This window comes from Fulvimonas soli, from assembly GCF_003148905.1.
Taxonomy (GTDB): domain Bacteria; phylum Pseudomonadota; class Gammaproteobacteria; order Xanthomonadales; family Rhodanobacteraceae; genus Fulvimonas; species Fulvimonas soli.
Genome location: NZ_QGHC01000009.1, coordinates 15,343 through 41,111 on the forward strand (window position 1 = coordinate 15,343; position 25,769 = coordinate 41,111).

25 protein-coding genes are annotated in these 25,769 nt (G+C 73.7%); 17 read left to right on the top strand and 8 right to left on the bottom strand.

Annotated features, from left to right (window positions below; genetic code table 11):
* Positions 1-7 precede the first annotated feature (7 nt).
* A complete protein-coding gene (gene greB, locus C7456_RS12495) occupies positions 8-511 on the bottom strand; it encodes a transcription elongation factor GreB (RefSeq protein WP_109724101.1) in 504 nt (167 codons plus the stop codon).
* 15 nt (positions 512-526) lie between these two features.
* On the bottom strand, positions 527-2,032 hold the full coding sequence (locus C7456_RS12500; RefSeq protein ID WP_109724102.1) for a helicase HerA-like domain-containing protein: 1,506 nt from the start codon (positions 2,030-2,032) through the stop codon (positions 527-529).
* Between the two features lie 606 nt (positions 2,033-2,638).
* Between C7456_RS12500 and C7456_RS12505 the strand changes: the two genes are divergently transcribed.
* A complete protein-coding gene (locus C7456_RS12505; protein ID WP_109724103.1) occupies positions 2,639-4,120 on the top strand; it encodes a transglycosylase SLT domain-containing protein in 1,482 nt (493 codons plus the stop codon).
* A gap of 265 nt (positions 4,121-4,385) precedes the next feature.
* Here C7456_RS12505 and C7456_RS12510 read toward each other — a convergent pair whose 3' ends face one another.
* Both C7456_RS12510 and asd read right to left on the bottom strand, forming a co-directional pair.
* Entirely contained in the window at positions 4,386-4,823 is a 438-nt protein-coding gene (locus C7456_RS12510) for a hypothetical protein (RefSeq protein ID WP_109724104.1), read from the bottom strand.
* A 113-nt stretch (positions 4,824-4,936) separates the two neighbouring features.
* Positions 4,937-5,785, bottom strand: coding sequence for an archaetidylserine decarboxylase (asd, locus tag C7456_RS12515; RefSeq protein ID WP_109724105.1), 849 nt, complete (start codon positions 5,783-5,785; stop codon positions 4,937-4,939).
* Positions 5,786-6,000: 215 nt separating this feature from the next.
* Here asd and prmB point away from each other — a divergent pair, with 215 nt between their 5' ends.
* The 10 genes from prmB (at position 6,001) to C7456_RS12565 (ending at position 16,156) form a co-directional block, all read left to right on the top strand.
* The gene (gene prmB, locus C7456_RS12520) at positions 6,001-6,921 is read left to right on the top strand and encodes a 50S ribosomal protein L3 N(5)-glutamine methyltransferase (RefSeq protein WP_109724106.1); all 921 of its coding nucleotides are present in this window, start codon (positions 6,001-6,003) and stop codon (positions 6,919-6,921) included.
* 213 nt (positions 6,922-7,134) lie between these two features.
* Entirely contained in the window at positions 7,135-7,482 is a 348-nt protein-coding gene (locus tag C7456_RS12525; protein ID WP_109724107.1) for a GNAT family N-acetyltransferase, read from the top strand.
* Positions 7,483-7,518: 36 nt separating this feature from the next.
* On the top strand, positions 7,519-8,607 hold the full coding sequence (gene aroC / locus C7456_RS12530; RefSeq protein WP_109724108.1) for a chorismate synthase: 1,089 nt from the start codon (positions 7,519-7,521) through the stop codon (positions 8,605-8,607).
* Between the two features lie 79 nt (positions 8,608-8,686).
* Complete coding sequence (locus C7456_RS12535; protein ID WP_109724109.1) at positions 8,687-9,703, top strand: 2-hydroxyacid dehydrogenase; 1,017 nt, start codon at positions 8,687-8,689, stop codon at positions 9,701-9,703.
* A 114-nt stretch (positions 9,704-9,817) separates the two neighbouring features.
* Positions 9,818-10,846: an aspartate-semialdehyde dehydrogenase gene (locus C7456_RS12540; protein ID WP_109724110.1), complete on the top strand. Its 1,029-nt coding sequence runs from the start codon at positions 9,818-9,820 to the stop codon at positions 10,844-10,846.
* Complete coding sequence (locus tag C7456_RS12545; protein WP_109724111.1) at positions 10,846-11,160, top strand: hypothetical protein; 315 nt, start codon at positions 10,846-10,848, stop codon at positions 11,158-11,160. The genes C7456_RS12540 and C7456_RS12545 overlap by 1 nt, the downstream gene beginning before the upstream one ends.
* 145 nt (positions 11,161-11,305) lie before the next feature.
* Positions 11,306-13,636: a motility hub landmark protein FimV gene (locus C7456_RS12550; protein ID WP_109724112.1), complete on the top strand. Its 2,331-nt coding sequence runs from the start codon at positions 11,306-11,308 to the stop codon at positions 13,634-13,636.
* Positions 13,637-13,737: 101 nt separating this feature from the next.
* Positions 13,738-14,505, top strand: coding sequence for a tRNA pseudouridine(38-40) synthase TruA (gene truA / locus C7456_RS12555; protein WP_109724113.1), 768 nt, complete (start codon positions 13,738-13,740; stop codon positions 14,503-14,505).
* Positions 14,502-15,158: a phosphoribosylanthranilate isomerase gene (locus C7456_RS12560; RefSeq protein WP_109724114.1), complete on the top strand. Its 657-nt coding sequence runs from the start codon at positions 14,502-14,504 to the stop codon at positions 15,156-15,158. The genes truA and C7456_RS12560 overlap by 4 nt, the downstream gene beginning before the upstream one ends.
* The gene (locus tag C7456_RS12565; protein ID WP_109724115.1) at positions 15,155-16,156 is read left to right on the top strand and encodes a cupin-like domain-containing protein; all 1,002 of its coding nucleotides are present in this window, start codon (positions 15,155-15,157) and stop codon (positions 16,154-16,156) included. Before C7456_RS12560 ends, C7456_RS12565 begins: the two co-directional genes overlap by 4 nt.
* Before the next feature lie 121 nt (positions 16,157-16,277).
* Here the strand turns inward: C7456_RS12565 and C7456_RS12570 are convergent, their stop codons facing one another.
* Positions 16,278-17,171: a LysR family transcriptional regulator gene (locus C7456_RS12570; protein WP_109724116.1), complete on the bottom strand. Its 894-nt coding sequence runs from the start codon at positions 17,169-17,171 to the stop codon at positions 16,278-16,280.
* A 133-nt stretch (positions 17,172-17,304) separates the two neighbouring features.
* Here C7456_RS12570 and trpB point away from each other — a divergent pair, with 133 nt between their 5' ends.
* From trpB to accD, 3 genes are all read left to right on the top strand, one after another.
* Positions 17,305-18,516, top strand: coding sequence for a tryptophan synthase subunit beta (gene trpB / locus C7456_RS12575; RefSeq protein WP_109724117.1), 1,212 nt, complete (start codon positions 17,305-17,307; stop codon positions 18,514-18,516).
* A 108-nt stretch (positions 18,517-18,624) separates the two neighbouring features.
* The gene (trpA, locus tag C7456_RS12580) at positions 18,625-19,422 is read left to right on the top strand and encodes a tryptophan synthase subunit alpha (protein WP_109724118.1); all 798 of its coding nucleotides are present in this window, start codon (positions 18,625-18,627) and stop codon (positions 19,420-19,422) included.
* 185 nt (positions 19,423-19,607) lie between these two features.
* Positions 19,608-20,483 carry an acetyl-CoA carboxylase, carboxyltransferase subunit beta gene (accD, locus tag C7456_RS12585; protein WP_109724119.1) on the top strand — a complete coding sequence of 292 codons (876 nt, stop codon included), beginning with the start codon at positions 19,608-19,610 and terminating at the stop codon, positions 20,481-20,483.
* Between the two features lie 299 nt (positions 20,484-20,782).
* On the opposite strand, the gene C7456_RS12590 is transcribed toward accD, so the two are convergent.
* Together C7456_RS12590 and C7456_RS12595 are read right to left on the bottom strand one after the other, a co-directional pair.
* Positions 20,783-21,355, bottom strand: a complete 573-nt coding sequence (locus C7456_RS12590) for a phosphatase PAP2 family protein (RefSeq protein ID WP_109724120.1) — start codon at positions 21,353-21,355, stop codon at positions 20,783-20,785.
* On the bottom strand, positions 21,321-22,484 hold the full coding sequence (locus C7456_RS12595; protein WP_109724121.1) for a glycosyltransferase family 4 protein: 1,164 nt from the start codon (positions 22,482-22,484) through the stop codon (positions 21,321-21,323). The genes C7456_RS12590 and C7456_RS12595 overlap by 35 nt, the downstream gene beginning before the upstream one ends.
* 130 nt (positions 22,485-22,614) lie before the next feature.
* On the opposite strand from C7456_RS12595, the gene C7456_RS12600 reads away from it, so the two are divergent.
* Entirely contained in the window at positions 22,615-23,058 is a 444-nt protein-coding gene (locus C7456_RS12600) for a DUF4399 domain-containing protein (protein WP_109724122.1), read from the top strand.
* 13 nt (positions 23,059-23,071) lie between these two features.
* Positions 23,072-23,395: a hypothetical protein gene (locus C7456_RS12605; RefSeq protein ID WP_109724123.1), complete on the top strand. Its 324-nt coding sequence runs from the start codon at positions 23,072-23,074 to the stop codon at positions 23,393-23,395.
* Between the two features lie 65 nt (positions 23,396-23,460).
* On the opposite strand, the gene C7456_RS12610 is transcribed toward C7456_RS12605, so the two are convergent.
* Positions 23,461-24,969, bottom strand: a complete 1,509-nt coding sequence (locus C7456_RS12610) for an FAD-dependent monooxygenase (protein WP_109724124.1) — start codon at positions 24,967-24,969, stop codon at positions 23,461-23,463.
* A 79-nt stretch (positions 24,970-25,048) separates the two neighbouring features.
* On the opposite strand from C7456_RS12610, the gene C7456_RS12615 reads away from it, so the two are divergent.
* Positions 25,049-25,690: a TetR/AcrR family transcriptional regulator C-terminal domain-containing protein gene (locus C7456_RS12615; protein WP_109724125.1), complete on the top strand. Its 642-nt coding sequence runs from the start codon at positions 25,049-25,051 to the stop codon at positions 25,688-25,690.
* Positions 25,691-25,769 lie beyond the last annotated feature (79 nt).

Sequence of the window (25,769 nt, forward strand, 5' to 3'; positions counted from 1 at the left end):
GCGCGGCTCACTCCTCGTAGCGCACGCCGGCGACGAGGAAGGCCGTGCGGCCGCCGGGCAGCTCGGCCTCGAACTCGTCGTCGACGCGCTTCTTCAGCACCGCGCGCGCCAGCGGCGAGTCCACGCTGATCCAGCCCTGGCGCGCGTCGGTCTCGTCCGGGCCGACGATGCGGTAGCGCTGCGTCTCGCCGCTGGCGAGGTTCTCCAGCTCGATCCACGCGCCGAAGAACACCGTGTCGCGGTCCGCCGGCGCGCCCTCGGCCACCTTCAGCGCGGGGATGCGCTTGCCGAGGTAGCGCACGCGGCGGTCGATCTCGGCCAGCTGCTTCTTGCGGTAGGTGTACTCGGCGTTCTCCGAGCGGTCGCCCTCGGCCGCGGCGGCGGCCAGCGCCTTCACCACCTCCGGGCGCAGCGCGTGCCACAGGTGGTCGAGCTCGGCCTTCAGCCTCTCGAAGCCGGCGCGGGTGATGATCGCGGTGGAGGAGGGGGAAGGCGGTCGCCAGCGGCCCATGCGTCGCCCGCCGCCTCAGCGCCCGCCGAAGATGCCGCCCAGCACGCCGCGCACGATCTGCTGGCCGAGCTTGCTGCCCATGCTGCGCGCCACCTGCTTGCCCATGGTCTCGATCATGCCCTGGCGGCGCTTGGTGCCGAACAGCGCATCGTGGACCATCGCGCCCCAGGCCGAGCCTGCGCCGGCCGCGGCCGGCTGCGCGGCATCGGCGCCGCCGGCCTGGCCGGGGGCGGCCGCCTTGCCCTGCGCGCGCGCGGCGAGCAGCTCCGCCGCCGATTCGCGGTTGACCGCGGCGTCGTACTTGCCGCCCACCGGCGAGCGCTGGCGCACGGCGGCGCGCTCGGCCTCGGTGATCGCGCCGATGCGGCAGCACGGCGTGGTCACCAGCACCTGCTCCACCGGCGTGGGCACGCCCGAGCCGGCCAGCACCGAGGCCAGCGCCTCGCCCACGCCGAGCTGGCCGATCGCCTTGGCCACGTCCAGCTTCGGGTTCGGCGCGAAGGTCTCGGCGGCGGCCTTCACCGCCTTCTGGTCGCGCGGGGTGAAGGCGCGCAGCGCGTGCTGCACGCGGTTGCCGAGCTGGCCGAGGATCACGTCGGGCACGTCGTCCGGGTTCTGCGAGCAGAAGTACACGCCCACGCCCTTGGAGCGGATCAGCCGCACCACCTGCTCCACGCGCTGCTGCAGCGCCGGCGGGCAGTCGTCGAACAGGAGGTGCGCCTCGTCGAAGAAGAACACCAGCTTGGGCTGCTCCAGGTCGCCCACCTCGGGCAGCCGCTCGAACAGCTCCGACAGCAGCCACAGCAGGAAGGTGGAGTACAGCCGCGGCTTGAGGATCAGCTGGTCGGCGGCCAGCACGTTGATCACGCCGCGGCCGCTCATGTCCTGGCGCATCAGGTCGGCCAGGTCCAGCGCCGGCTCGCCGAAGAACTGCTCGGCGCCGTCCTGCTCCAGCTTCAGCACCGCGCGCTGGATCGCGGCGATGCTCTGCGGGCTGACCAGGCCGTAGCGGCCGGAGATGTCCTTGGCGTTGTCGGCGGCGAAGGCGAGCAGGGCGCGCAGGTCGTCGAGGTCGAGCAGCAGCAGGCCCTGGTCGTCGGCGACCTTGAACACGATTTCCAGCACGCCCTGCTGGGTGTCGTTGAGCTCGAGCACGCGGCCGAGCAGGGTCGGGCCCATCTCGCTCACCGTGGCGCGCACCGGGTGGCCGAGCTTGCCGTACAGGTCCCAGAACACCACCGGGTTGGCCTGCGGCTTCCAGTCGGCCAGCTTGAGCTTCTCCAGCCGCGCCTTGAGCTTGTCGCCGGGCTCGCCGGCGGCCATCGCCAGGCCGGCCAGGTCGCCCTTGGCGTCGGCCAGGAAGCAGGGCACGCCCAGCCGCGAGAAGCCCTCGGCCAGCACCATCAGCGAGACCGACTTGCCGGTGCCGGTGGCGCCGGCGATCATGCCGTGGCGGTTGCCGAAATGCGGGTCCAGGCTGACGCTGGTGCTGTCGTTGCGGCCGATCAGTATCTCGCCCATGGGCTTCGCTCCTTGACGTATCGGGCGATTCTAGGGCGTGTCGTCCCTTCCCGAGTAGGCCGCGCCATCGCCGCGGACGTGGCCGCTTCTCCCTGCCCAGGCCGCGCGCAGGAGCGCTGCGGCCGATGGCATGTCCCGGCGGGGCGGCTTAAACCCTCGTCACCTCCCGCCGGATCGGATCCCGGGCTACATGCTGGCGGCCGGCGGCTTCCGCGCGGACGCCGCCGGCCTGGCCAGCGTTGCTGGAGGCGGTGGCGCGGGGGCGCGTGCTGTCGCCGTGGGCCACGCGGATGCTGCTCACCGTGCAGATGCCGGCCCAGCACTACGCGCCGGGCGGCCGCGTGCGGCGGGGTAGCGGTGGGCGGCACCGGGCTCGGGCTGCTCGACGAATACGGCTCCAATGGCGCCTTCCGGGTGTCGGCGCGGTGCACCCTGGACGACGGGCACACGGTGGTGGTGGTGAACAACAGCAGCGCCGACCACCCGTGGCTGGGCGATCTGGCCCGGCGCCTGCTGGAGGCCAGCTACCGCTGACGGGCGCGCGTTGAGCCAGTGGCTTGCGCGCAGTATCTTGAGTCGTTTGCCGCATTCCTCCGTGTCGATCCCATGCCGCCTTCCCGCCACTCCCTGCGCCTGCTGCCCCTGGCCGCCGCCGCGCTGCTCGCCGCCTGCGCTACCGGCGGCTCTCCCCACGGCCGCGCGACGCCGCAGGTGGACGCGCTGTACGCACGCCTCGACCAGGCCGGCAAGGGCTACGAGACGGCGCTGCAGCAGGCGCGCGAGGGCGACGGCGCGGCCTCGCAGAAGACCCTGGAAGCCTCGCTGGACCAGCTCAAGGACGCCGCCGCGCGCTGCGGCAGCACGCCGGGCTGCGATCCGCAGCGGTTCTTCTCGGTGTTCGACCGCCTGCTGCGCCTGAAGGACGGCAGCTTCTTCGCCGGCGACGACGACGCGCTGGCCGGCGGCGGCCCGGAATCCGGGCACACCGGCAGCGAGGTCTCGCCGGTGACCGCCGCGCTGCCGGAGGCGCAGCGCAGCGTGACCCTGCTGCGCGGGCAGAAGCTGTCCGAACTGATCGCGATGAACGGGCCGGTGAAGGCGGCGCTGGAGATGTGGCTGACCCAGTGGCGGCCGAACCTGATGGACGCCTGGATCAACTACCAGTTCCTGCGCTGGCAGATGTGGCCGCAGTACCAGCAGGCCGACCTGCCGGAGGCGCTGCTGTTCGGCATCCTGGCCAAGGAGTCCGGCGGCAAGGTGCACGCGGTGTCGCGCTCGGGCGCGGCCGGGCCGCTGCAGTTCATGTACGCCACCGGGCTGCGCTTCGGCCTGTCCAGCGACGGCGGCTTCGACCAGCGCTTCGACCCGGCGCTGGCCGCGCGCGCCAACGCCGCCTACCTGGACGAGCAGCTGCGCGCCTTCAACAACAACCTCGAGCTGACCCTGGCCGCCTACAACGGCGGCGAGGGGCGCATCCGGCGCATGGTGGGCGACGACCCCTCGGTGAGCCTGTACGACCCGAAGATCTACGGCCAGCTCTCGCAGGAGACGCGCGAGTACGTGCCGGCGGTGCTGGCGGCGGCCTGGCTGTTCCTGCACCCGGAGAGCTACAACCTGCGCTTCCCGCGCATCGACGGCGCGCCGGGCAGCGTGACGCTGAAGCGCCCGGCCTCGCTCACCGAGCTCACCGTCTGCCTGGGCTCGGCCGGCGGCATGTACGACGGCTGGTTCCGCACCCTGCGCAACCTCAACCCGCGCCTCGACCCGCAGGCCGAGCAGCCGGCCGGCAGCCGGCTGGTGGTGCCGAAGGAGCTGGAGAAGGCCTACGCCGCGCGCTGCGTGGACGGTCCCTGGCCGATCCTGGCCGGCGACCTGCACAACGCCGTGGTGCCGATGGTGGCCGATCCGCCGGCGCCGGCCCGCGCGGCGCCGCGCACGCGCAGCTACACCGTGCGGCGCGGCGACACGCTGACCGGCATCGCGCGCAAGAGCGGCTGCGCCGACGTGCAGGACCTGGCCGAGATGAACGGGCTCAGGCACCACCGGCTGAAGCCGGGCCAAGTGCTGAAGCTGCCCGTGTGCCGCTGAGGGTGCGCGCGCCGGCAGTGGACGCCGATCCGCGACGGCGCGGCATGGTGGGCGTGGGGCGATGGCACCAGGCATCGCGGCCGGAGACCGCTCCCACCAGGCTGGCGAGGCTCCCCGTGGGAGCGGCCTCCGGCCGCGATCGACCTGGCGCGGGACCGCCAGCGGCGCGTCGCATCGCTTCTTTCGCGCTTCCCCGGCGCGCGTGGACGGTTCCCGGCGCGGGAATGTCCTGAAAGGCTCCGGGGAACCGCCCGCGAAGCGGGGCTCAGGCCGCGGCGCCGGTGTTCATCCACTCCTGCACCGGGTCGCCGCCGCGGTGGCTCTCCTTCAGCTCGCGCACCACGCGCAGGAGCTGGCGGTGCTGCGCCTGCAGCGCAGCGTGAGTGCAGTCCTTGGTCTCGTGGTAGGCCACCGCCAGCCACAGCGCGATGCCGCGCAGGGCCACCTCGGGGTTGTCCGACAGCGCCCGCGCGTAGCCGATCTCGGTGCCCTGGCCCCAGGGCAGGTAGCGCGCCTCCGGCGCGGTGCCGTAGAGGTGCGGAAATTCCATCCGCGAGGCCTGGCCGATCTCGCGCAGGGTCTGGATGCCCAGGCGGGCGCGGGCCTGGCGCGGCAGGGCCTTGATGCAGCGTTCGATCTCCTTGAACTGGCGGCCCAGCTGGCGGCTGCGGCTCAAGGCGATGAGTTGACTGAATAGGCGCATCGAACTCCCCCGGTTCCGGGTCGCCGCCGGAGGGCGGCGTCATCAATCCGGCGGGAGCTTAGCCGGAACGGGGCGAGTTTTGTACCTTTCGCGTCACAAAACGACGCAAAACGTCATGCCGTGGCCGGGCACAGCCCCAGCCGCTGGCCGACCCGCACCGGCTGCTGCGGCTCCAGCCGGTCCAGCTCGGCCATGCCCGCGGGCAGCAGCAGGATCACGGTGGAGCCCATGTTGAAGCGCGCCATCTCGGCGAAGCGCTCCAGCGTGACGCCCTGGCCGGCGAAGGACTTGCGCCGCACCGACGATGCGTAGGGCGGGATCACCAGCCCGTCCCATACCGTGGCCACCGAGGACACCAGGATCGCGCCCACCATCACCACCGCGAACGGGCCGCGCGGGCCGTCGAAATGGCACACCAGCCGCTCGTTGCGCGCGAACAGCCGCGGGATCGCCTCCACCGCGAACGGTGCCACGCTGAAGATGCGGCCGGGCACGTGCACCGTCTCGCGCAGCGTGCCGGCCAGCGGCATGTGCACGCGGTGGTAGTCGCGCGGCGACAGGTACACGGTGACGAAGCGGCCGTCGCGGAACGGTGCCGCCGCGGCCTCGTCGGCCAGCAGCTCGGCGGCGGTGTACTCCTGCCCCTTGGCCTGGAAGATGCGGCCGTCGACGATCTTCCCCGCCTGGCTGACGCGGCCGTCGGCCGGGCAGAGCAGGGCGGCCGGGTCGGGGTCGGCCTGCCGCGCGCCGGGGCGCAGCTTGCGGGTGAAGAAGGCGTTGAAGTGCTGGTAGGCCAGCGGGTCGGGCTGCGCCGCCTCGCCCATGTCCACCTGGTAGTTGCGCACGATGGTGCCGATCAGCCAGTTCTTCCACGGCGCGAAGGTCCAGCGCGTGGCCCAGTAGACCAGCCGCGACAGGAAGCGGTGGGGCAGGATGTACTGCAGGAATGCCTTGAAGGTCATCCGGCCAGTATACGGGCAGCCGCAACCTTCGACCTGCGTTCCCTTTCCCTGCGGGAGAGGGGGCGGCAGCCGGGTGAGGGTACGGGCGGAGCGAAGCAGGTCGGTATTGCCGGACCCTCACCTCCAACCCCTCTCCCGACGGGAGGGGGGCCTAGGGCGTGGCGGCCCCGTATAATGCACGGCCTTTTTGCCGCGCGCCCGCCAGGACCAGGTCCGTGACCGCCGAACTGTCCACCATCATCGACTTCATCCGCTACGGCGCCAGCCGCTTCGCGGCGGCGGGGCTGACCTTCGGCCACAGCCACGACAACCCGATCGACGAGGCCACCCACCTGGTGCTGGCCAGCCTGCACCTGCCGCCGGACCTGCCGCCCGCCTACGGCGCCGGCCGGCTCACCGCGGAGGAACGCGAGCGCGTGCTGGCGCTGATCGAGCGGCGCATCGCCGAGCGCCTGCCGGTGGCCTACCTGGTCGGCGAGGCGTGGTTCGCCGGCCTCAAGTTCAAGAGCGACCGCCGCGCGCTGGTGCCGCGCTCGCCGATCGCCGAGCTGATCGAGAGCGGCTTCTCGCCCTGGCTGGACGGGCGCCACGTGGAGCGCGCGCTGGACCTGTGCACGGGCTCCGGCTGCATCGGCATCGCCATGGCGGTGCACCGGCCGGACTGGCAGGTGGACCTGGTGGACATCAGCGACGAGGCGCTGGCGCTGGCGCGCGAGAACATCGCCTTCCAGCACGTCGGCGACCGCGTCGAGGCGATCAGGTCGGACCTCTTCGACGGCCTGGCCGGCCGCCGCTACGACCTGATCGTCTCCAATCCGCCCTACGTCACCGAGGACGAATACGCCGCGCTGCCCGGCGAGTACGCGCACGAGCCCAAGCTCGGCCTCGCCTCGGGCGCGGACGGGCTGGACATCTGCCTGCGCATCCTGGCGGCGGCGCCGGAGCACCTGAGCGAGGACGGCCTGCTGATCGTGGAGGTGGGCGAGAGCGAGCGGGCGCTGGCCGAGCTGCTGCCGGAGGTCCCGTTCGTGTGGCTGGAGTTCAAGGTCGGGCCGATGGGCATCTTCGCGCTGGAGCGGCGCGATCTGGTCGAGCACGCGGCGGCGATCCGCGCCGCGGCCGCGGCGCGGCGCTGAGGGCACCGAGGGGGCGCGCTCCGGCGTTCGGCGGCGCATGCCTTCCCCTTGGGACCGTCATTCCCGCGCAAGCGGGAATCCATCGTCGGTCCTGCGCAAGAGCCACCTGGATTTCCGCTTGCGCGGGAATGACGGCGCGCGGTAACGATGGCATGACGCGCAGTAAGCGACGGCATGACCGGACAAGGCATCGCCGCAGCGGAGCGAACATCCATGGAACTGACCACGCCACGGCTGCGGCTCGACCGCCTGCGCGCCGCCGCCGCCGCGGCGCTGTTCGCCTATCGCGCCGACCCGACAATGGCGCGCTTCCAGGGCTGGCGCCCGGGCGCGATCGAGGACGCGGCGCGCTTCATCGAGCAGCAGCGGGGCATCGCCTTCGGCGCGCCCGGCAGCTGGTTCCAGTTCGCGCTGCGCCGGCGCGATTCCGGCGAACTGGCCGGCGACCTCGGCCTGCACTTCGTGGACGAGGCCGCCGTGGAGCTGGGCATCGCCCTGGCGCCGGCGCAGCAGGGCCGCGAGTGGGCGGAGCTCCGGGCGCCCGGGGCGGATCGCGGGTAAGCTGTGGCGGTTTCCCCGCCGCCTTCCCGATGCCCCGTGTCCAGCAACTCCTTCGGCAAGCTCCTCACCGTCACCACCTTCGGCGAAAGCCACGGCCCGGCCATCGGCTGCGTGATCGACGGCTGCCCGCCGGGGCTGGCGCTCGCCGCGGAGGACTTCCGCCACGACCTGGAGCGCCGCGCCACCGGCCGCAGCCGGCACACCTCGCAGCGGCGCGAGAGCGACGAGGTGGAGATCCTCTCCGGCGTGTACGAGGGCCGCACCACCGGCACGCCGATCGCGCTGCTGGTCCGCAACACCGACCCGCGCAGCAAGGACTACGGCGACATCGCGCAGACCTTCCGCCCGGGCCACGCCGACTACACCTACTGGCACAAGTACGGCATCCGCGACCCGCGCGGCGGCGGCCGTTCCTCCGCGCGCGAGACCACCATGCGCGTGGCGGCCGGGGTGGTCGCCAAGAAATGGCTGGCCGAGCGCCACGGCGTGCGCGTGCGCGGCCACCTGGCGCAGCTGGGCGAGCTGACCCCGGACGGCTTCGACTGGGAGGCGGTGGAGCAGAACCCGTTCTTCTGGCCGCACGCTGCGCAGGTGCCGGCGCTGGAGCAGTACATGGACGGGCTGCGCAAGTCCGGCGACTCGGTCGGCGCGCGGGTGGACGTGGTGGCCGAGGGCGTGCCGCCGGGCTGGGGCGAGCCGGTCTACGGCAAGCTGGACGGCGAGCTCGCCGCCGCGCTGATGTCGATCAACGCGGTCAAGGGCGTGGAGATCGGCGACGGCTTCGCCGCGGTGGCGCAGCGCGGCAGCCAGCACCGCGACGAGCTGCAGATGGACGGCTTTACGTCCAATCATGCCGGTGGCATCCTTGGTGGCATCAGCACCGGCCAGCCGGTCACCGCCTCGGTGGCCTTCAAGCCGACCTCCAGCATCCTGATCCCCGGCCGCAGCGTGAACCTGGCCGGCGAGGCGGTCGAGGTGGTCACCAAGGGGCGCCACGATCCCTGCGTGGGCATCCGCGCCACCCCCATCGTCGAGGCGATGGTGGCGCTGGTGCTGATGGACCACGCGCTCCGCCACCGCGCGCAGTGCGGCGACGTGGGCGAAGTCGCGCCGCGCATCGCCTGATGCGGCAACGTTCCCCGGCCGGCGCGGCCCGCGCCGGCCAGCCGCCGGTCCGCCGGCGGCTCCACCAGTCGGTCGATCGATGAGTAGCAGGAAGAAAGTCTGGGTGTCGCGTCCACTGTTCCCCGACGTGCTGGCGCGGCTGGCCGAGCACGCCGAGGTGCAGGCCGAGGCGGTGGAGCGGCGCCACGCGCCGGAGGAGCTGCGCGCGAAGCTGGCCGCGGCGGACGGCGCGATCGTCGGCCTGGCCGACCGCATCGACGCGGCGGCGCTGGAGGGCAACGCGCGGCTGAGGGTGGTGGCCAACCTCGGCGTGGGCCACGACAACCTCGACCTGGCGGCGCTGACCCGCGCCGGCATCCTCGCCTGCAACACCCCCGACGTGCTCAACGAGAGCACCGCCGACTACGCCTGGGCGCTGCTGCTGGCCGCGGCGCGCCGGGTCGGCGCGGCCGAGCGCTGGCTGCGCGCCGGGCACTGGCCGGAGGGCATGCGCTTCGACGACTGGCTGGGCGTGGACCTGCACGGGCGCACGCTCGGCGTCCTCGGCATGGGCCGGATCGGCCGCGCGGTGGCGCGCCGCGCCGCCGGCTTCGACATGCGCGTGCTCTACCACAACCGCGCGCCGCTGCCCGAGGCGCTGGAGCGCGAGAGCGGCGGCGCCGAATGGGTGGACAAGGCCACGCTGCTGCGCCAGTCCGACCACCTCGTGCTGGTGCTGCCGTACACGCCGGAAAGCCGCCACGCCATCGGCGCCGCCGAGCTGGCGCTGATGAAGCCGCGTGCGGTGCTGGTGAACATCGCCCGCGGCGGCATCGTCGACGACGCCGCGCTGGCCGCCGCGCTGCGCGAGGGCCGGCTGGCCGCGGCGGGGCTGGACGTGTTCGAGGGCGAGCCGCGGGTGCACCCGGACCTGCTCGCGCTCGACAACGTGGTGCTCAGCCCGCACATCGCCAGCGCCAGCGCCGACGCCCGCCACGCGATGGCGGAGCTGGCGGCCGAGAATGTGCTGGCCGCGCTGGGCCTGGTGCCCGGCCGCCCGCCCGCGCCGCTCAACCCGGCGGTGCTGGAAGCCGGCCGCCGTGCCCGCAAAACGTGAAGCCATTCACGCCAGCGGGCGCCGCGTGTTGTTTTGCCTCCCGTCCCGGCTAGATTCCCGCTGATGCGGGGAGCGGCCGCGCGGTCCATCCACTCCTCAACGAATCTGGACTCCATGAGCAAGAAGAGCAGCTACAAGGTGGCGATGGTCGGCGCCACCGGCGCGGTCGGCGAGACCCTGCTGGCGATCCTGGCCGAACGCGACTTCCCGGTGAGCGAGCTGGTGCCGCTGGCCAGCGAGCGCTCGGCGGGCGGCAAGGTGGAATTCGCCGGCAGGCAGGTGACGGTGCGCAACCTCGCCGACTACGACTTCGACGGCGTGGACATCGCCTTCTTCTCCGCCGGCGGCTCGGTCAGCCGCGAGCACGCGCCGCGCGCGGCGGCGGCCGGCGCGGTGGTGATCGACAATACCTCCGAGTTCCGCTACCAGGACGACATCCCGCTGGTGGTGAGCGAGGTGAACCCGCACGCCATCGCGCAGTACACCACGCGCGGCATCATCGCCAACCCGAACTGCTCGACCATGCAGATGCTGGTGGCGCTGGCGCCGATCCACCGCGCGGTGGGCATCGAGCGGATCAACGTGGCCACCTACCAGTCGGTCTCCGGCGCCGGCCGCTCGGGCATGGAGGAGCTGGGCAAGCAGACCGCCGCGCTGCTCAACTTCCAGGAGGTGGAGCGGGCCAAGTTCCCCAAGCAGATCGCCTTCAACGTGATCCCGCACATCGACGAGTTCCAGCCCAACGGCTACACCAAGGAAGAGATGAAGATGGTGTGGGAGACGCGCAAGATCCTGGAGGACGAGTCGATCCAGGTGAACCCCACCGCGGTGCGCGTGCCGGTGTTCTACGGCCACTCGGAGGCCGTGCACATCGAGACCCGCGACAAGATCACCGCCGAGCAGGCGCGCGCCCTGCTGGCCGGGGCCGAGGGCGTGGTGCTGATGGACGAGCGCCAGGCCGGCGGCTACCCGACCCCGGTGGGCGACGCCGCGGGCAAGGACCCGGTGTTCGTCGGCCGCATCCGCGAGGACATCTCGCACGAGCGCGGCCTCGACCTGTGGGTCGTCGCCGACAACATCCGCAAGGGCGCGGCGCTCAACGCCGTGCAGATCGCCGAACTGCTGATCCGGGACCACCTCTGATGCGAAAGCCGTCCGCCGTCCTCCTGTCGCTGCTGCTGGCCGCCGGCGCGGCGCTGGCGGGCGCGCCGCCGGGGCAGGGCGGCGGCGCGCCGGCGCACGACGTCCGCGGCGTGCAACGGCAGGTGCGGCGGTCCAGCGCGGAGATCGACCGCCTGCAGCGCCAGGTCGAGCGGCAGGAGGCCAGGAGCCACCAGGCGCAGCAGCGCCTGGCCGAGCAGGACGATAGAATCGCCGAGCTGCAACGCCAGCTCGAGGCGCTCAAGGCGGGCGCCGCGGCGGCTCCGGCCGGGCGCGCCGCGTCCGGCGGGAAATGAGAATGCACGCCAGCAATGCCGCGTAAGCGGCCGTTGCCGCTATTGTTGAGCGGACGCCATATCGCCTAAAGTGGCGCCTCGTTCCGCCAGCCGCCACGGCGGCGGCGACCGACAAACACACGATGTCAGGGGTGGGGGAACTCGCATGAACCGTTCATTGAAGCTGTCGATGCTGCTGGCGCTCGCGTTGGGCAGCAGCCAGGCAGCGGCGCTCGAGCTGGGCCAGATCCAGGTGAAGTCCGCGCTGGGCCAGCCGCTGCTCGCCGAGATCCCGCTGACGCCCGCGAACGCGGCCGAGCTGCAGAACCTGAGCGCGCACCTGGCCTCGCCGGAGGACTTCGCCCGCGCCGGCATCGGCGGCCGGCCAAGCGTCGCGCTGCAGTTCAGCATCGCCGACGCCGGCCAGGGCAAGGTCATCCGCATCACCAGCAGCGAGGCGGTCAACGATCCCTACCTCGACCTGCTGATCGAGGTGGACAACGCCAGCGGCAAGAGCCTGCGCGAGTACACCATCCTGCTCGACCCGCCCGGCGGCGCCGCCACGCTGCCGGTGAGCCAGGCGCCCGCCGCGGCCCCGCGCGCAAGCGCGCCGCGCGCTGCCGCGGCACCGGCGGCGCCCGCGCGTTCCGCCGTGGCGCGTCCCGCGCCGCGGCCGGCGCCGGCCGCCGCCGCCCCGGGCCAGTACGGTCCGGTCAGCCGCGGCCAGACCCTCTCGGAGATCGCGCGCGCCACCGCGCCGGCGGGGGTGGACACGAACCAGATGCTGCTGGCGCTCAAGCAGGCCAACCCGGATGCGTTCTACCGCGACAACATCAACGCGCTGAAGAGCGGCGTGGTGCTGCGCGTGCCTTCCGGCCAGGAGGCGCAGGCCACCGCCGCCGCCGCGGCGCTGGCCGAGGTGCGCCGCCAGAACGAGGCGTGGCGCAGCGGCAGCGCCGCCGCGCCCACCACGGTGGCCGACAACGCCACCCGCGCCGGCGCTTCCAGTGCGCCCACCGCCGCCGCCGTCGCGGCGGACCGCCTCGCCCTGGTGCCGGCCAGGCAGGGCGGCGGCAGCGCCGGCAGCAGCGGCGGCAAGGACGAGAAGGCCGGCAGCCTGCGCCAGGAGCTGCTGCGCAGCCAGGAAACCCTGACCACGCTGCAGCAGCAGGGCGCCGAGCTGAAGTCGCGCCTGAAGGACCTGGAGGACATCAACAACAAGAACGAGCGCCTGCTCGCGCTGAAGGACAACGAGATCGCCGAGCTGCAGCGCAAGCTGGCCGAGGCGCGCAAGGCGGCGAACCTGCCGCCCGAGCCCGCCGCCGCGGCCAGCGCGGGCAGGGCGGCCGCGGCGGGCGTCGCCGCTCCGGCCGCTTCCGCCAGCGCCGCGACGGCCGCCGCTGCCGCCGGCAGCGCCGCGAATCCTGCGGCCGGCGCGCCCGCGCCTGCCGGCAGCAGCGCCGCCGCCGCGGCCGGCGCACCCGCCGGCGCGGCCACCGCAGCGGTCCCTGCGGTGGCGGCCAAGCCCGCGCCAGTGGCGCCGGCCAAGCCCAAGCCGGCCCCGGCGAAGCCCGCGCCGGCGCCGGTCGAGGAAACGCCGTGGTACATGCAGACCTGGACGCTGGCCGCGGCCGGCGGCGCGGTCGTGCTGCTGCTTCTGCTGGCCCTGCTCGGCCGCCGCCGCAAGCCGGCCGCCGCCGCGAAGGGCGGCTCCTCGCTGGCCGACCGCTTCGGCGCGCTGCCGCCGATCCCGGCCGCGAGCGACGACCCGGACCAGGACGAGCTGCTCGACCAGCTGGCCGAGCATCCGGACGACATCGGCCTGCACCTGGAGCTGGTCAGCCTGTACTACAGCCGCCGCGACGTGGAGCACTTCGAGGCGGCCGCCGAGGCGATGTACGCGCACGTCGCCGACCCCAGCCAGCCGGAATGGCAGGACGTGCTGAGCATGGGCCGCGACCTGGCGCCGGAGCACCCGCTGTTCGCCGGCACCGCGCCGGCGGGCGACGAGACGGCGCAGGAGGACGCGGTGCACGAGGAGGCGCTGCACGCCTTCGATCTCGACCGCTACGCGGCCGAGGACGCCGGGCGCGCGCCGGACGAGCCGGTGGCGCCCTCGCCGCTGCCGCAGCCGCCGCAGCGGCAGAAGGTCAGCGAGTACCACTTCGACTTCAACCTGACCCCGCCCGCGCCGCCGGCCCCGCGCCCCGCGCCGGACTTCGACGCGGCGGCGGCCGAGCCGGCCGCCGAGGCCCGCGCCGGGGAGGAAGCGGGCGGCGCCTGGAGCTTCGACGAGCCGGCCGCCGACTTCGACGCCGGCGCTCCCGCGTTCGGCGAGCTCAGCGACGATCCGGTCGACACCAAGCTCGACCTCGCCCGCGCCTACCTCGACATGGGCGACCACGACGGCGCCCGCGCGATGCTGGAGGAAGTGCTGGAGGAAGGCAGCCAGATGCAGAAGGACGTGGCCCACAGGCTGCTCGAAACCCTGCGCTGAGCCATCCTCCCATCCGACGCGCGCCCGGGCCGGCCCATGCCGGCCCGGCGCTTTTTCCGCCCTGCTAATCTGTGCGGCGGTCACGCGGCTCGACGGTCTCCATGCGCATTGCCCTCGGCATCGAATACGACGGCACCGATTTCCTCGGCTGGCAGCGCTTGAGCCATGGCGCCACCGTGCAGGGCGCGGTGGAGGCGGCGCTGTCCGCGGTGGCCGCGCATCCGGTCGAGGTGACCTGCGCCGGCCGCACCGACGCCGGCGTGCACGGGCGCTGCCAGGTGGTGCACTTCGACACCGAGGCGCGGCGCGCGATGCGCGGCTGGACGCTCGGCGCCTGCGCCAACCTGCCGCCCAGCGTGGCGGTGCTGTGGGCACAGGAGGTGGAGCCCTCGTTCCACGCGCGCTTCTCCGCGCGCAGCCGGCGCTACCGCTACAGCATCCTCAACCGCCCGGTGCGCGCCGCGCTGGAGGCGCGCTACGTCACCTGGGAACGCCAGCCGCTGGACGCCGCGCGCATGCACGCGGCCGCGCAGGCGCTGCTGGGCGAGCACGACTTCGGCGCCTTCCGCGCGGTGTCCTGCCAGGCCGCGCACGCGCGCCGCGAGGTGCTCGCGGTCGGCGTGCGGCGGGAGGGCGAGCGGGTGATCGTGGAGATCGAGGCCAACGCCTTCCTGCACCACATGGTGCGCAACATCGTGGGCAGCCTGCTGCCGATCGGCCGCGGCGAGCGGCCGGTCGAATGGATCGCCGAGCTGCTGGCCGGGCGCGACCGCGAGGCGGCCGGGCCGACCGCGCCGGCCTCCGGCCTGACCTTCCTCGGGCCGCGCTACGAGGCGCGCTGGGGCCTGCCGGCGGAGGTGAGCCGGTGACCCGCATCAAGTGCTGCGGCATGACCCGCGTGGAGGACGCGCTGCTCGCCGCGCGCCTCGGCGCCGACGCCATCGGCCTGGTGTTCACCGCGCGCAGCCGCCGGCGCGTCTCCGTCGCGCAGGCGCAGGCCATCGCGCGCGCGCTGCCGCCGTTCGTGGCCACGGTGGCGCTGTTCATGGACGACGCGCCGGCGCTGGTGGAGGAGGTGGTCGCGGCGGTGTCGCCGGACCTCCTGCAGTTCCACGGCGGCGAGCCGGACGAGTGGTGCGCGCAGTTCGGCCGCCGCTACCTCAAGGCCATCGCGATGGGCGAGGGCGCCGCCGCGCTGGCGCGCCTGCGCGACTACCCGCGCGCCGCCGCGCTGCTGCTCGACGGCCACGGCCTCGGCGAGGCGGGCGGCAGCGGCAGGGCGTTCGACTGGTCGCTGATGCCCGGGGACCTGGCGCAGCCGCTGGTGCTCGCCGGCGGCCTGCATGCCGGCAACGTGGCCGGGGCCATCCGCGTCGCGCGGCCGTGGGCGGTGGACGTGGCCAGCGGCATCGAGTCGGCGCCGGGCGTGAAGGACCCGGCGCGGATGGCGGCCTTCATCCATGCCGTGCGCGCCGCGGACCGGCAGCGGGAACGGACCTCGGCGGACGCGCCCGGCCCATGACCGCCGCGATCGAGGAAATCCCCGCCGGCGCGCCCGTCGACCTCGACGGGCTCGTGCGCGGCGCCCGCCCCGTGGTCATCCGCGGCCTGGTCGCGGACTGGCCCATCGTGGCGGCGGCGCGCGCGTCGGACTGGACCTTCGCCGAGCAGCTGGCCGGCTTCGACAACGGCACGCCGGTGGACGCGCTGATGATGCCGCCGGAGGCCGAGGGCGTGGTCGGCTACAACGCCGACCTCAGCGGCTTCAACTACCGCCACCACCGCGTGCCGCTCACCAAGGGGCTGAAGCAGCTGCTGCTCTACGCACGCCAGGAGCGCCCGAACGGGCTGGCGATCCAGAGCGCGGCGCTGGCCGCCTGCGCGCCGGGCTTCCTGGAACGGCATGCGCTGCCGCTGCTGCCGCCCTCGGTCCAGCCGCGCCTGTGGGTGGGCAACCGGGTGACCACGCCGGCCCACTTCGACGAGTTCCACAACGTCGCCTGCGTGGTCTGCGGCGTGCGGCGCTTCACCCTGTTCCCGCCCGAGCAGGTGCGCAACCTGTACATCGGCCCGCTGGACTTCGCGCCGACCGGCGCGGCGATCAGCGTCGCGCGGCTGGACCGCCCCGACGACCCGCGCTTCCCGCGCCTGCGCGAGGCGCTGGCGCACGCGCAGGCTGCGGAGCTGGAACCCGGCGACGCCATCTACATCCCGCCGCTGTGGTGGCACCACGTCGCCTCGCTGAAGCGGCTCAACGCGCTGGTCAACTACTGGTGGAAGCCGGTCGCGGCGCCCGGCACCGCGCCGATGACCCTGCTGGGCTGCCTGCTGCACGCCATCCTCGGCTTCCGGTCGCTGCCGCCGGCCGAGCGCGCGGCGTGGCGCGCCCTGCTGGACCACTACGTGTTCGGCGAGGAGGACCCGGCCGCGCACATCCCCGAGGCGCGCCGCGGCGTGCTGGGGCCGCTCACGCCGGAGCAGGTCGAGGCATTGCGGGCGAAGATCCAGCGCTATCTGTAGCGTGCGCGGCTGTTTCCGCAGTCATCGCGGTGGGATCGCGGCCGGAGGCCGCTCCCACGGGGTTTCCGCAAAGCCTGGTGGGAGCGGCCTCCGGCCGCGATCTGATGAAGGGCATCCACGCTCACCCGCGCACGGCCAGCTCCGCGCGCAGCCACTTCGCCAGCGCCTCGACCCGCGCATCCTCCACCCGCGCCGGCGCCGCCAGCACCCAGCGCGCCTCGGTGCGCCTGAAGCCCCACGGCGCGAGCAGGCGTCCGGCGGCGAGATCGTCGGCCACCAGCGGCTCCGGCGCGATCGCCACGCCCAGCCCGGCCACCGCCGCCTCCAGCATGAAGTAGAGGTGGGGGAACGCCTGCGCCGGATGCAGCGCGGCGGCCGGCAACCGCATCGACTTCGCCCAGCTCGGCCAGGCCTGCGGGCGCGAGGTGGTGTGCAGCAGCGCCTCGCCGCACAGCGCGCGGGCCGGCTGGCCGCGCAGGCGCCTGGCGCCGGGCCAGCGCGGGCTCAGCACCGGGCCGATCCGCTCGGGCGCCAGCTCGTGCACCTGCCAGTCGCGCGGCCAGGGCGGCGCGGCCAGCAGCAGGGCGGCGTCGAGGCCGGGCAGCTGCGCGCCGGGCGCGTCCTCCTGCGCCGCGAGGTGCAGCTTCAGGTCGGGTAGGTCGCGGCCCAGCCGTTCCAGCCGCGGGATCATCCAGCGCGCGAGCACGCTGCCGGAGCAGCCGAGCACGAACGGCGCCTGCGCCTGCGTCCGCCGCAGCGCGGCCCAGCCGTCGCGCAACTGCCCGAAGGCGGCGCCGATGCGCTCGTGCAGCTGCTGGCCGGCGGGCGTGAGCGCGACGCCGCGGCCCTGCCGCGCGAACAGCGGGCGGCCCGCCGCTTCCTCCAGCACGCGCAGCTGGCGGCTGATCGCGCCGTGGGTGACGTGCAGCTCGCGTGCGGCGCGGCTCACGCTTTCCAGCCGGGCGGCGGCCTCGAAGGCGCGCAGGGCGTTCAGCGGCGGCAGCTCGCGGCTCACGGGACAGGTGAGATTTCCTGAGGTATCGGTTCGATCTTATCGCTTTTTGTCGCGCCCGCCGCGCGCTAGATTGCCCGGCATGCCGGACCGCCGCGCCGGGACGGCCTTTCAGTTTTCCGCACAGGACGGAATCATGCCCGCTTCCCAGGACTTCCACCGCTGGCCCGACGCGCACGGCCGCTTCGGCGACTACGGCGGCAGCTACGTGGCCGAGACGCTGATGGCGCCGCTGGCCGAGCTGACCGGGGCGTACCTGCGCCTGCGCGGGGACGCGGCCTTCCTCGCCGAGCTGGACCGCGACCTCAAGCACTACGTGGGCCGGCCCAGCCCGGTCTACTTCGCCGAGCGCCTGACCCGCCACGTGGGCGGCGCGCGCATCCTGCTCAAGCGCGAGGACCTGAACCACACCGGCGCGCACAAGATCAACAACACCGTGGGCCAGGCGCTGGTGGCGCGGCACATGGGCAAGACGCGCATCATCGCCGAGACCGGCGCCGGCCAGCACGGCGTGGCCAGCGCCACGGTGGCGGCGCGGCTGGGCTTGAAGTGCGTGGTCTACATGGGCGCCACCGACATCGAGCGGCAGAAGATCAACGTCTACCGCATGAAGCTGCTCGGCGCCGAGGTGGTGCCGGTGACCTCGGGCTCGAAGACGCTGAAGGACGCGCTCAACGAGGCGATGCGCGACTGGGTCACCCACGTGGCCGACACCTTCTACATCATCGGCACGGTGGCCGGGCCGCACCCGTATCCGATGATGGTGCGCGACTTCAACGCCATCGTCGGCCGCGAGGCGCGCGCGCAGGTGCTGGAGGAATACGGCCGGCTGCCCGACGCGCTCGCCGCCTGCGTGGGCGGCGGCTCCAACGCGATCGGGCTGTTCCACGCCTTCCTCAACGACGCGGGCGTGCGCATCGTCGGCGCCGAGGCGGCGGGCGAGGGCATCGCCACCGGGCACCACGCGGCCTCGCTGGCCGCGGGGCGTCCCGGCGTGCTGCACGGCAACCGCACCTACGTGCTGTGCGACGACGACGGCCAGATCACCGAGACGCACTCGGTGTCGGCGGGCCTGGACTACCCGGGCGTCGGCCCCGAGCACGCCTTCCTCAAGGACGCCGGCCGCGCCGAGTACGTGGGCGTCACCGACGACGAGGCGCTGGAGGCCTTCCACCTGCTGGCGCGCACCGAGGGCATCCTCGCCGCGCTGGAGTCCAGCCACGCGGTGGCGCAGGCGATCAAGCTGGCGCGCGAGTATCCCAAGGACGGCATCGTGCTGTGCAACCTGTCCGGCCGTGGCGACAAGGACGTGCACACGATTGCGGCGCGCGAGGGCATCCGCCTGTAGCGGCGGGTGCCAGGGAATCGGGAATAGGGAATCGTCAGAGCACCCCTCGTCCCACCGCTTTCCCCGCGAGCTTCTTGACTATTCCCCATTCCCCATTCCCTACCTCCCATGAACCGCATCGACGCCCGTTTCGCCCGGCTCAAGGCCGCCCGCCGCACCGGCCTGATCCCCTTCGTCACCGCGGGCGACCCCTCGCCCGCGCACGCGGTGGCGCTGATGCACGCGCTGGTCGAGGCCGGCGCGGACCTGATCGAGCTGGGCGTGCCGTTCTCCGACCCGATGGCCGACGGCCCGGTGATCCAGCACGCCAGCGAACGCGCGCTCGCGCGCGGCGTCGGGCTCGACGACGTGCTGCGCTGGGTGGCCGGGTTCCGCCGGCAGGACGACGACACGCCGGTGGTGCTGATGGGCTACCTCAACCCCGTCGAGATCCGCGGCTACGCGCGCTTCGCGCAGGAGGCCGTGGCGGCCGGCGTGGACGGCGTGCTGCTGGTGGACTGCCCGCTGGAGGAGGGCGAGGTGCTCGCGCCGCTGCGCGCGGCGGGCCTGAAGCGCATCCTGCTCGCCGCGCCCACGACCGCACCCGCGCGTATGGAAAAGCTGTGCGAGTCGGCCGAGGGCTTCCTGTACTATGTGTCGTTCGCCGGCATCACCGGCGCGGCCCGGCTCAGCGTGGCGGACATCGCCGCGCGCGTCGCCGGCCTGCGCGAACGGTCGAGGGCGCCGGTGGCGGTGGGCTTCGGCGTGCGCGACGCGCAGAGCGCGAAGGCGATCGCCGGCTTCGCCGACGCGGTGGTCATCGGCAGCGCGCTGGTCGAGCGCCTGGCGGGCGCCGCGGAGGAGGGCGAGATCGCGGAACGCGCACGGGCCTTCCTGCAACCGATCCGCGCCGCCCTCGACGCCTGACCTCGCCTTTTCCCTCTCCCCGCCGGGGCGAGAGCCGGGGCGAGGGGCGGGGCTTGCGAAGACGGTGGTTGCTGGCGCAAGACAAGGCTTCATGAAGAAGAAGTGCGGGCGCGCGGCCGGGCCGTCCCCTCACCCCAACCCTCTCCCCGGCGGGGAGAGGGAGCTAAAAGCAGAGGTTGGTGCGTATGAACTGGCTCCAGAAAATCATGACCCCCCGCGCCCGCACGCAGGGCACCACCGCCGCCGGCAAGGGCAAGGTGCCGGAGGGCGTGTGGGAGAAGTGCGGCGGCTGCGGCGCGGTGCTGTACAAGCCGGAGCTGGAGCGCAACCTGATGGTCTGCCCCAAGTGCGGCCACCACCACGCCATCGGCGCGCGCGCGCGGCTGCTGTCCTTCCTCGACGAGGGCAGCGCGCAGGAGCTGTGGGCCGGGCTGGAGCCGAACGACCCGCTGAAGTTCCGCGACGGCAAGAAGTACCGCGACCGCATCGTCGCCGCGCAGAAGTCCACCGGCGAGAAGGACGCCCTGCTGGCGATGGGCGGCACGCTCAAGGGCCTGCCGCTGATGGCGACGGCCTTCGAGTTTTCCTACATGGGCGGCTCGATGGGCTCGGTGGTGGGCGAGAAGTTCACCCGCGCCGCCGAGCAGGCGCTGGCCGACCGCAGCGCGCTGGTGTGCTTCTCCGCCACCGGCGGCGCGCGCATGCAGGAGGCGCTGTTCTCGCTGATGCAGATGGCCAAGACCTCGGCCGCGCTGGCGCGGCTGCGCGAGGCGGGCGTGCCCTACGTCAGCGTGATGACCAACCCGACCACCGGCGGCGTGTCGGCCAGCCTGGCGATGCTGGGCGACGTCAACGTGGGCGAGCCGAAGGCGCTGATCGGCTTCGCCGGCCCGCGCGTGATCGAGCAGACCGTGCGCGAGACGCTGCCGGAGGGCTTCCAGCGCTCGGAGTTCCTGCTCGAGCACGGCGCGATCGACCTGATCGTCGACCGCCGCGAGATGCGCGACAAGCTGGCCGCCGTGCTGGCCCTGCTGAAGAGGGCGCCGCGCGCCGCGGCGTGAGCCGCGCGGCGCGATGCCATCCGGGTTCCTGAAGGAACCGGGATTCCCACAGTCTTGCTTCCCGAGCGACACGGTTTTCCACAGCGCATGTGGAAGCCAGCGGGATAAGCCTGTGGGCAAGTGCGCGCTGCGGCTTTGCGCTCAGGCACTTGCCTCGCCTTGCGGAACATCTGCGCAGCCCCGCGCGGGTTTTTCCACAGCGATTGTGGAAAGCGTCCGGGAGAGCCTGTGGAAAGGTGGCCTATCTGCCTGATCGGCCAGCATGCCCCGACGCCGTGCGCAGCCTTTGCACAGCGTCCTCAGAACAGCCCGGCGAGCATGCCCAGCCACACCGACAGCGCGCCCAGCGCGCCGCCGATGCCGATCGCGGCGAGCACGTCGCTGGGGTAGTGCAGCCCCAGGATCACCCGCGAGGCGGCGACCAGCGCGGTGAAGCCGAGCAGCAGCGGCGCCAGCGCCGGATACCAGGCCAGCGCCACCACGGTGAAGCCGACCGCCTGCAGCGTGTGGCCGGAGGGGAAGCTGAACTCGTCCAGCGGCGGCACGTGCGCGATCACCCCGGGGCAGGCGCGGAACGGCCGCGGCCGCCGCGTCCAGCGCTTGAGCAGGCGGTAGAGCAGCAGCGCGGCGAGCCCGGTGGCGGCCATGTGCGCCGCCGCGACCAGCCCGCGGTGGCGGTCGGACAGCGCCAGCCCGAGCATCAGCGCGTACCAGCACGCGCCGTCGCCGAGCCGGCTGACCAGGCCGAAGAACGCGCCGACCGCGCGGCGCGCGCCCCAGCGGTTGGCCGCCACGCACATGCGGCGGTCGAAGGCCAGGCGCGGTCCGAGCGGCAGTTCAGGCGTGGGCGACGGCGGCAGGGTGGTCCGCATGGCGTTTCTCCTCGGCGAGCCGGCGCAACAGGGACTCGAAATCGCGCACCACCGCCTCGGGCGACAGCTGCGCGGTACTCGCGCAGGCGGCGCGGCCCATGTGGCGGATCAGGCTGGGATTGGCGGCCAGCTTCGCCACCGCCTCGATGAAGGACGGCTCGTTGCCCGGCTCGATGGCGAAGCCGTTGGCGCCGCTGCGCAGGTGCTCGCGCGCGGCGCCCTCGGCGTAGGCCACCACCGGCAGGCCGGCGGCGAGCGCCTCCAGGATCACGTTGCCGAAGGTCTCGCTGAGGCTGGGGAAGGGGAACAGGTCGGCGCTGGCGTAGTGCCGCGCCAGCTCCTCGCCGCGCTGCACGCCGGCGAAGACGAAGTCGGGATTGGCCTGCGCCAGCGCCGCGCGCGCGGGGCCGTCGCCCACCCACACGTAGCGCAGCTTCGGCATCTCGCGCTGCGCCGCGCGGAAGGCGCGCACGGCCAGCTCCAGGTTCTTCTCCGGCGCGATGCGGCCCACGTAGAGCATGACCGGCGTGCTGCCGTCGACGCCCCATTGCGCGCGCAGCGCCGGGTCGCGCCGGCCGGGATGGAACAGCGCGGTGTCCACCGCGCGGCGCAGGATGCAGGCGTTGTCCACGCCGAGCGCGCGCAGCTCCTCCGCCAGCGCGTCGGTGGGCACCAGCGTGGCGGCGGCGCGGCGGTGGAAGCGGCGCAGGTGGCCGCGCACCAGCGGCGTGAGGAAGCCCGCGCCGTAGTGGTCCGCGTAGGCGTCGAAGCGGGTGTGGAAGCCGGTGGCCGCGGGGATGCCCAGCCGCACCGCGGAGCGCAGCGCCGACCAGCCGAGCGGCCCTTCCGTGGCGATGTACACCGCGTCCGGCCGCAGGCGCTGCCAGCGCCGGCGCAGCATCCGCCCGGCCGGCAGGCCGAAGCGCAGGCCCGGGTAGCGCGGCAGCGCCGCGCCGCGCACCTCCATGGCGAGGATGCCGGGCTCGTCGGCGTGCGGCTGCGCCTGGCGGGGGCGCACCAGCTCCACCGTGTGCCCGCGCGCCGCCAGTCCGGCGGCCAGGCCATGCACGGTGAGCGCCACGCCGTTGATCTCCGGGGGATAGGTCTCGCTGACGATGCCGATGCGCATGGGAACGGTCTTGGCTGGCCCGTTGCAGCTTCGGCGCGGCCGGTTGCGCGGACGTGGCGCGGGTGTGACGCGCCCGTGACGCCGCCGCGCCTTACACTGGGCGGACCTCAACGCGAGTCGGAGACCGACGATGAAACGGATACTGCTGGCGCTGGCATTCGCATCCCTGGGCGGCGCGGCCCTCGCGGCCGACGGCCCGCAGGCCGGCGCGCTTCCGGTCGCCAAGGCGCCGGCGGGCGCCGAGGCCTACATCATCGCGCCGAAGGACGGCGCCACCGTGAGCGGGGAGTTCACCGTGCGCTTCGGCCTGAAGGGCATGGGCGTGGCGCCCGCCGGCGTGGACAAGGAGGCCACCGGCCACCACCACCTGCTGGTGGACGTGAAGGAGCTGCCGCCCGCGGGGCAGCCGATCCCGAAGGACGCGCAGCACCTGCACTTCGGCGGCGGCCAGACCGAGACCACGCTCAAGCTCGCCCCCGGCACGCACACGCTGCAGCTGGAGCTGGGCGACGCCAACCACGTGCCGTTCGATCCGCCGGTGGTGTCGCGGCGGATCACCGTGCACGTGAAATAGCGGGGCGGCCGCCATGGCACGCGGCGCGGCCCGCGCCGTCCTGCTGTACGTGCTGCTGCCATGGCCGGCCGTACCTGCCGCCATGGTCCAGGACGCGCCGCCGGGCGGGGCCGCCGCGCCGCCGCGCCGGCCGCTGATCGAGGTGAGGGTCGTGCTGCTGCCGGCGCCGCGCACGCCGTCCGGACTGCCGGCGGTCTCGCTGGACGCGCGCCCGGCGGTCGCGCCGCAGCCGCGGCAGCAGGCGTGGCCGGCGGCGGTGCAACTGCTGGGCACCTACGCCCCGAACACGCAGATCTGCCGCGGGCGCGACTGCGAAAGCGGCCGGCCGCCCCGGTAGCGCGGCAGGCCGGGCGCGGCGCGCGGACATGCCTGCCGCAGCCCCGCCGCCACCATCGCGCGGCCTCAGCGCGGTCCCAGCAGGCGCCTCAGGTACGCCTCCACCGGAGCGGGTTCGCGCGCGTCCGTCGCCAGCCCCAGGTAGCCGTCGGGCCGCACCACGAACAGGCCCGTCTCCACGCCGTAGGCCGCCCTGGCGTGGCCGTGCGCGTCGTCGAGTCCCCCGTCGCCGATCACCACGCTCCGCACCGCCTCGCCGCAGCGCGCCCGCAGCGCGGCGAGCAGGGCCTCCCAGCCGGCGCCGAAGGCGAGCAGGGTCACGTGGGTGCCGCGCAGGAGATCGAACAGCCGGTACTCGCCGCGTGCGTCGCGCAAGCCGGGCGCATCCGGCGCGCGGTCGCCGGCGGCGAGCGTGCCCGGCCGCGCGCGCAGCTCGCAGGCGAGCGAGCCATGGCGGTAGCCGATGCCCAGCTGCAGCGTTTCCTCGTCGCGGCGGACCGCGATGCCGCGCTCCTCGAACGCCTGGAAATGCAGGCGGCTGGACAGGCCGAGCAGCCATTCGGCCACCGGCAGGCGCTCCTCCCCGTAGGTGTCGAGCAGGGCGTCGTCGGCCCCGCGCAGCACCGCGGCGAGCTTCCAGCCGAGGTTGTAGGCATCCTGGATACCGGTGTTCATGCCCAGGCCGCCGGCGGGCGAGTGCACATGCGCGGCGTCGCCGGCGAGAAACACGCGGCCGGCGCGGTAGCGGTCGACCATGCGCACGTTGGCGCGCCACAGCGACATCCAGGTGGGATCGGACAGGCGGATGTCGCGGCGGCCGCTGCGTTGCTCCAGCAGGCGCTGGCACAGCGCCAGCGAAGGCGCCTCGTCGAGCCCGGGGGCGAGCGCCGCCTGGAACTGGTACTGCGCAGTGCCCGGCAGCGGCGCCAGCGCCACGAAGCCGCCGGCGCCGCGCCAGGCGTGCCAGTGCTCGCGGTCCAGCCCGGACGCGCCGACGTCGGCGACCAGCATGCGGTGCCGCTCCAGCGTCTGGCCGTGGAAGGCGATGCCGGCGAGCCTGCGCGTGGCGCTGCGGCCGCCGTCGCAGCCGACCAGGTAGGCCGCGCGCTGCACCTCGGCGCGCCCGTCCGCATGCGCAAGGGTGGCGTCGACGGCGTCGGCATCCTGCGCGAACGCCGTCAGCGCCACGCCGTACTCGACCCGGCCGCCCAGCGCCCGCAGCCGCTCGCGCAGCGCCTGTTCCACCCGCCATTGCGGCACCAGCAGGGTCGAGCCGTAGGGCGCGTCGGGTCGGGCATGGCGGCCCGCATGGAGATCGACGTCATGGTGGCTGCCGTCGGCCTCGTAGAAGCGGACCGGCAGATGGAAACGTCCCGCGCCGACCACCTCCGCCGCGATGCCGAGGTCGTCGAATATCTCCAGGCTGCGCGGCTGCGTGCCCTTGCCACGCGAGCCGCGGAACGGCTCCGGTGCCGCGTCGACCAGGCGGAACGGTACGCCGCGGCGTGCCAGCTCGCAGGCCAGGGTAAGGCCGGTGGGGCCGGCGCCGACGATCAGGATGGCGGGTGAGGTCATCGCGGAGCTCCAATCTAACGTTGTTAGTCTCTAGAATCTAACATCATTAAATTGACCTAACAACATTAGGTGCCGGCCCATGAAGGTAGCGCGCGAACCGGCGGTGGAAGCCGGCCTGCGGTTGTTGAACGAGCTCGGGCTGGAGGGTCTTACCCTGCGCGGCATCGCCGCGGCGCTGGGGGTGAAGGCGCCCAGCCTGTACTGGCATTTCAAAAGCAAGCAGGACCTGGTCGACGCGATGGCCACGCGGGTGCTGGCCGGCGTGGCGGACGAGCTGGCGGACGAGCGCGCGTCCTCCTGGCAGGACCACTGCCTGCGCTTCGGCGCCGCGCTGCGCGGCGCGCTGCTGCGCTACCGCGACGGCGCGCGCATGGTCGGCGGCTCGCACCTGGGCGACACCCGCCTGTACGAGCCGATGGAGCGGATCCTGCAGGTCTTCCGCGACGCCGGCATCGCGCCGGCCGAGGCGGCGCTGTGCCTGGGAACGCTCTACAGCTACGTGATCGGCTTCGTGCTGGAGGAGCAGGCGGTGGTCGCGCCCACCGGCGAGCGCGACCCGCGCTACGCGCCGGAAGTGCGCGCGGCGCGCATGGACCCGGCGCGCTTCCCGCTGTCGCGCAGCATCGGCGCCGTGCTGTTCGACGGCTACGACGCGCGCTTCGGGCAGGGCCTGCGGATGATCGTCGACGGCTTCGCCGCGCGAACGGCCGCTCCGGCATAGGGCGACCGGAACCGGCTGCGGAAGCGGCGGCCATATCCGCTAAAATCCCCGCTTTAGCCTTGCGCCGCCGCCGACATCA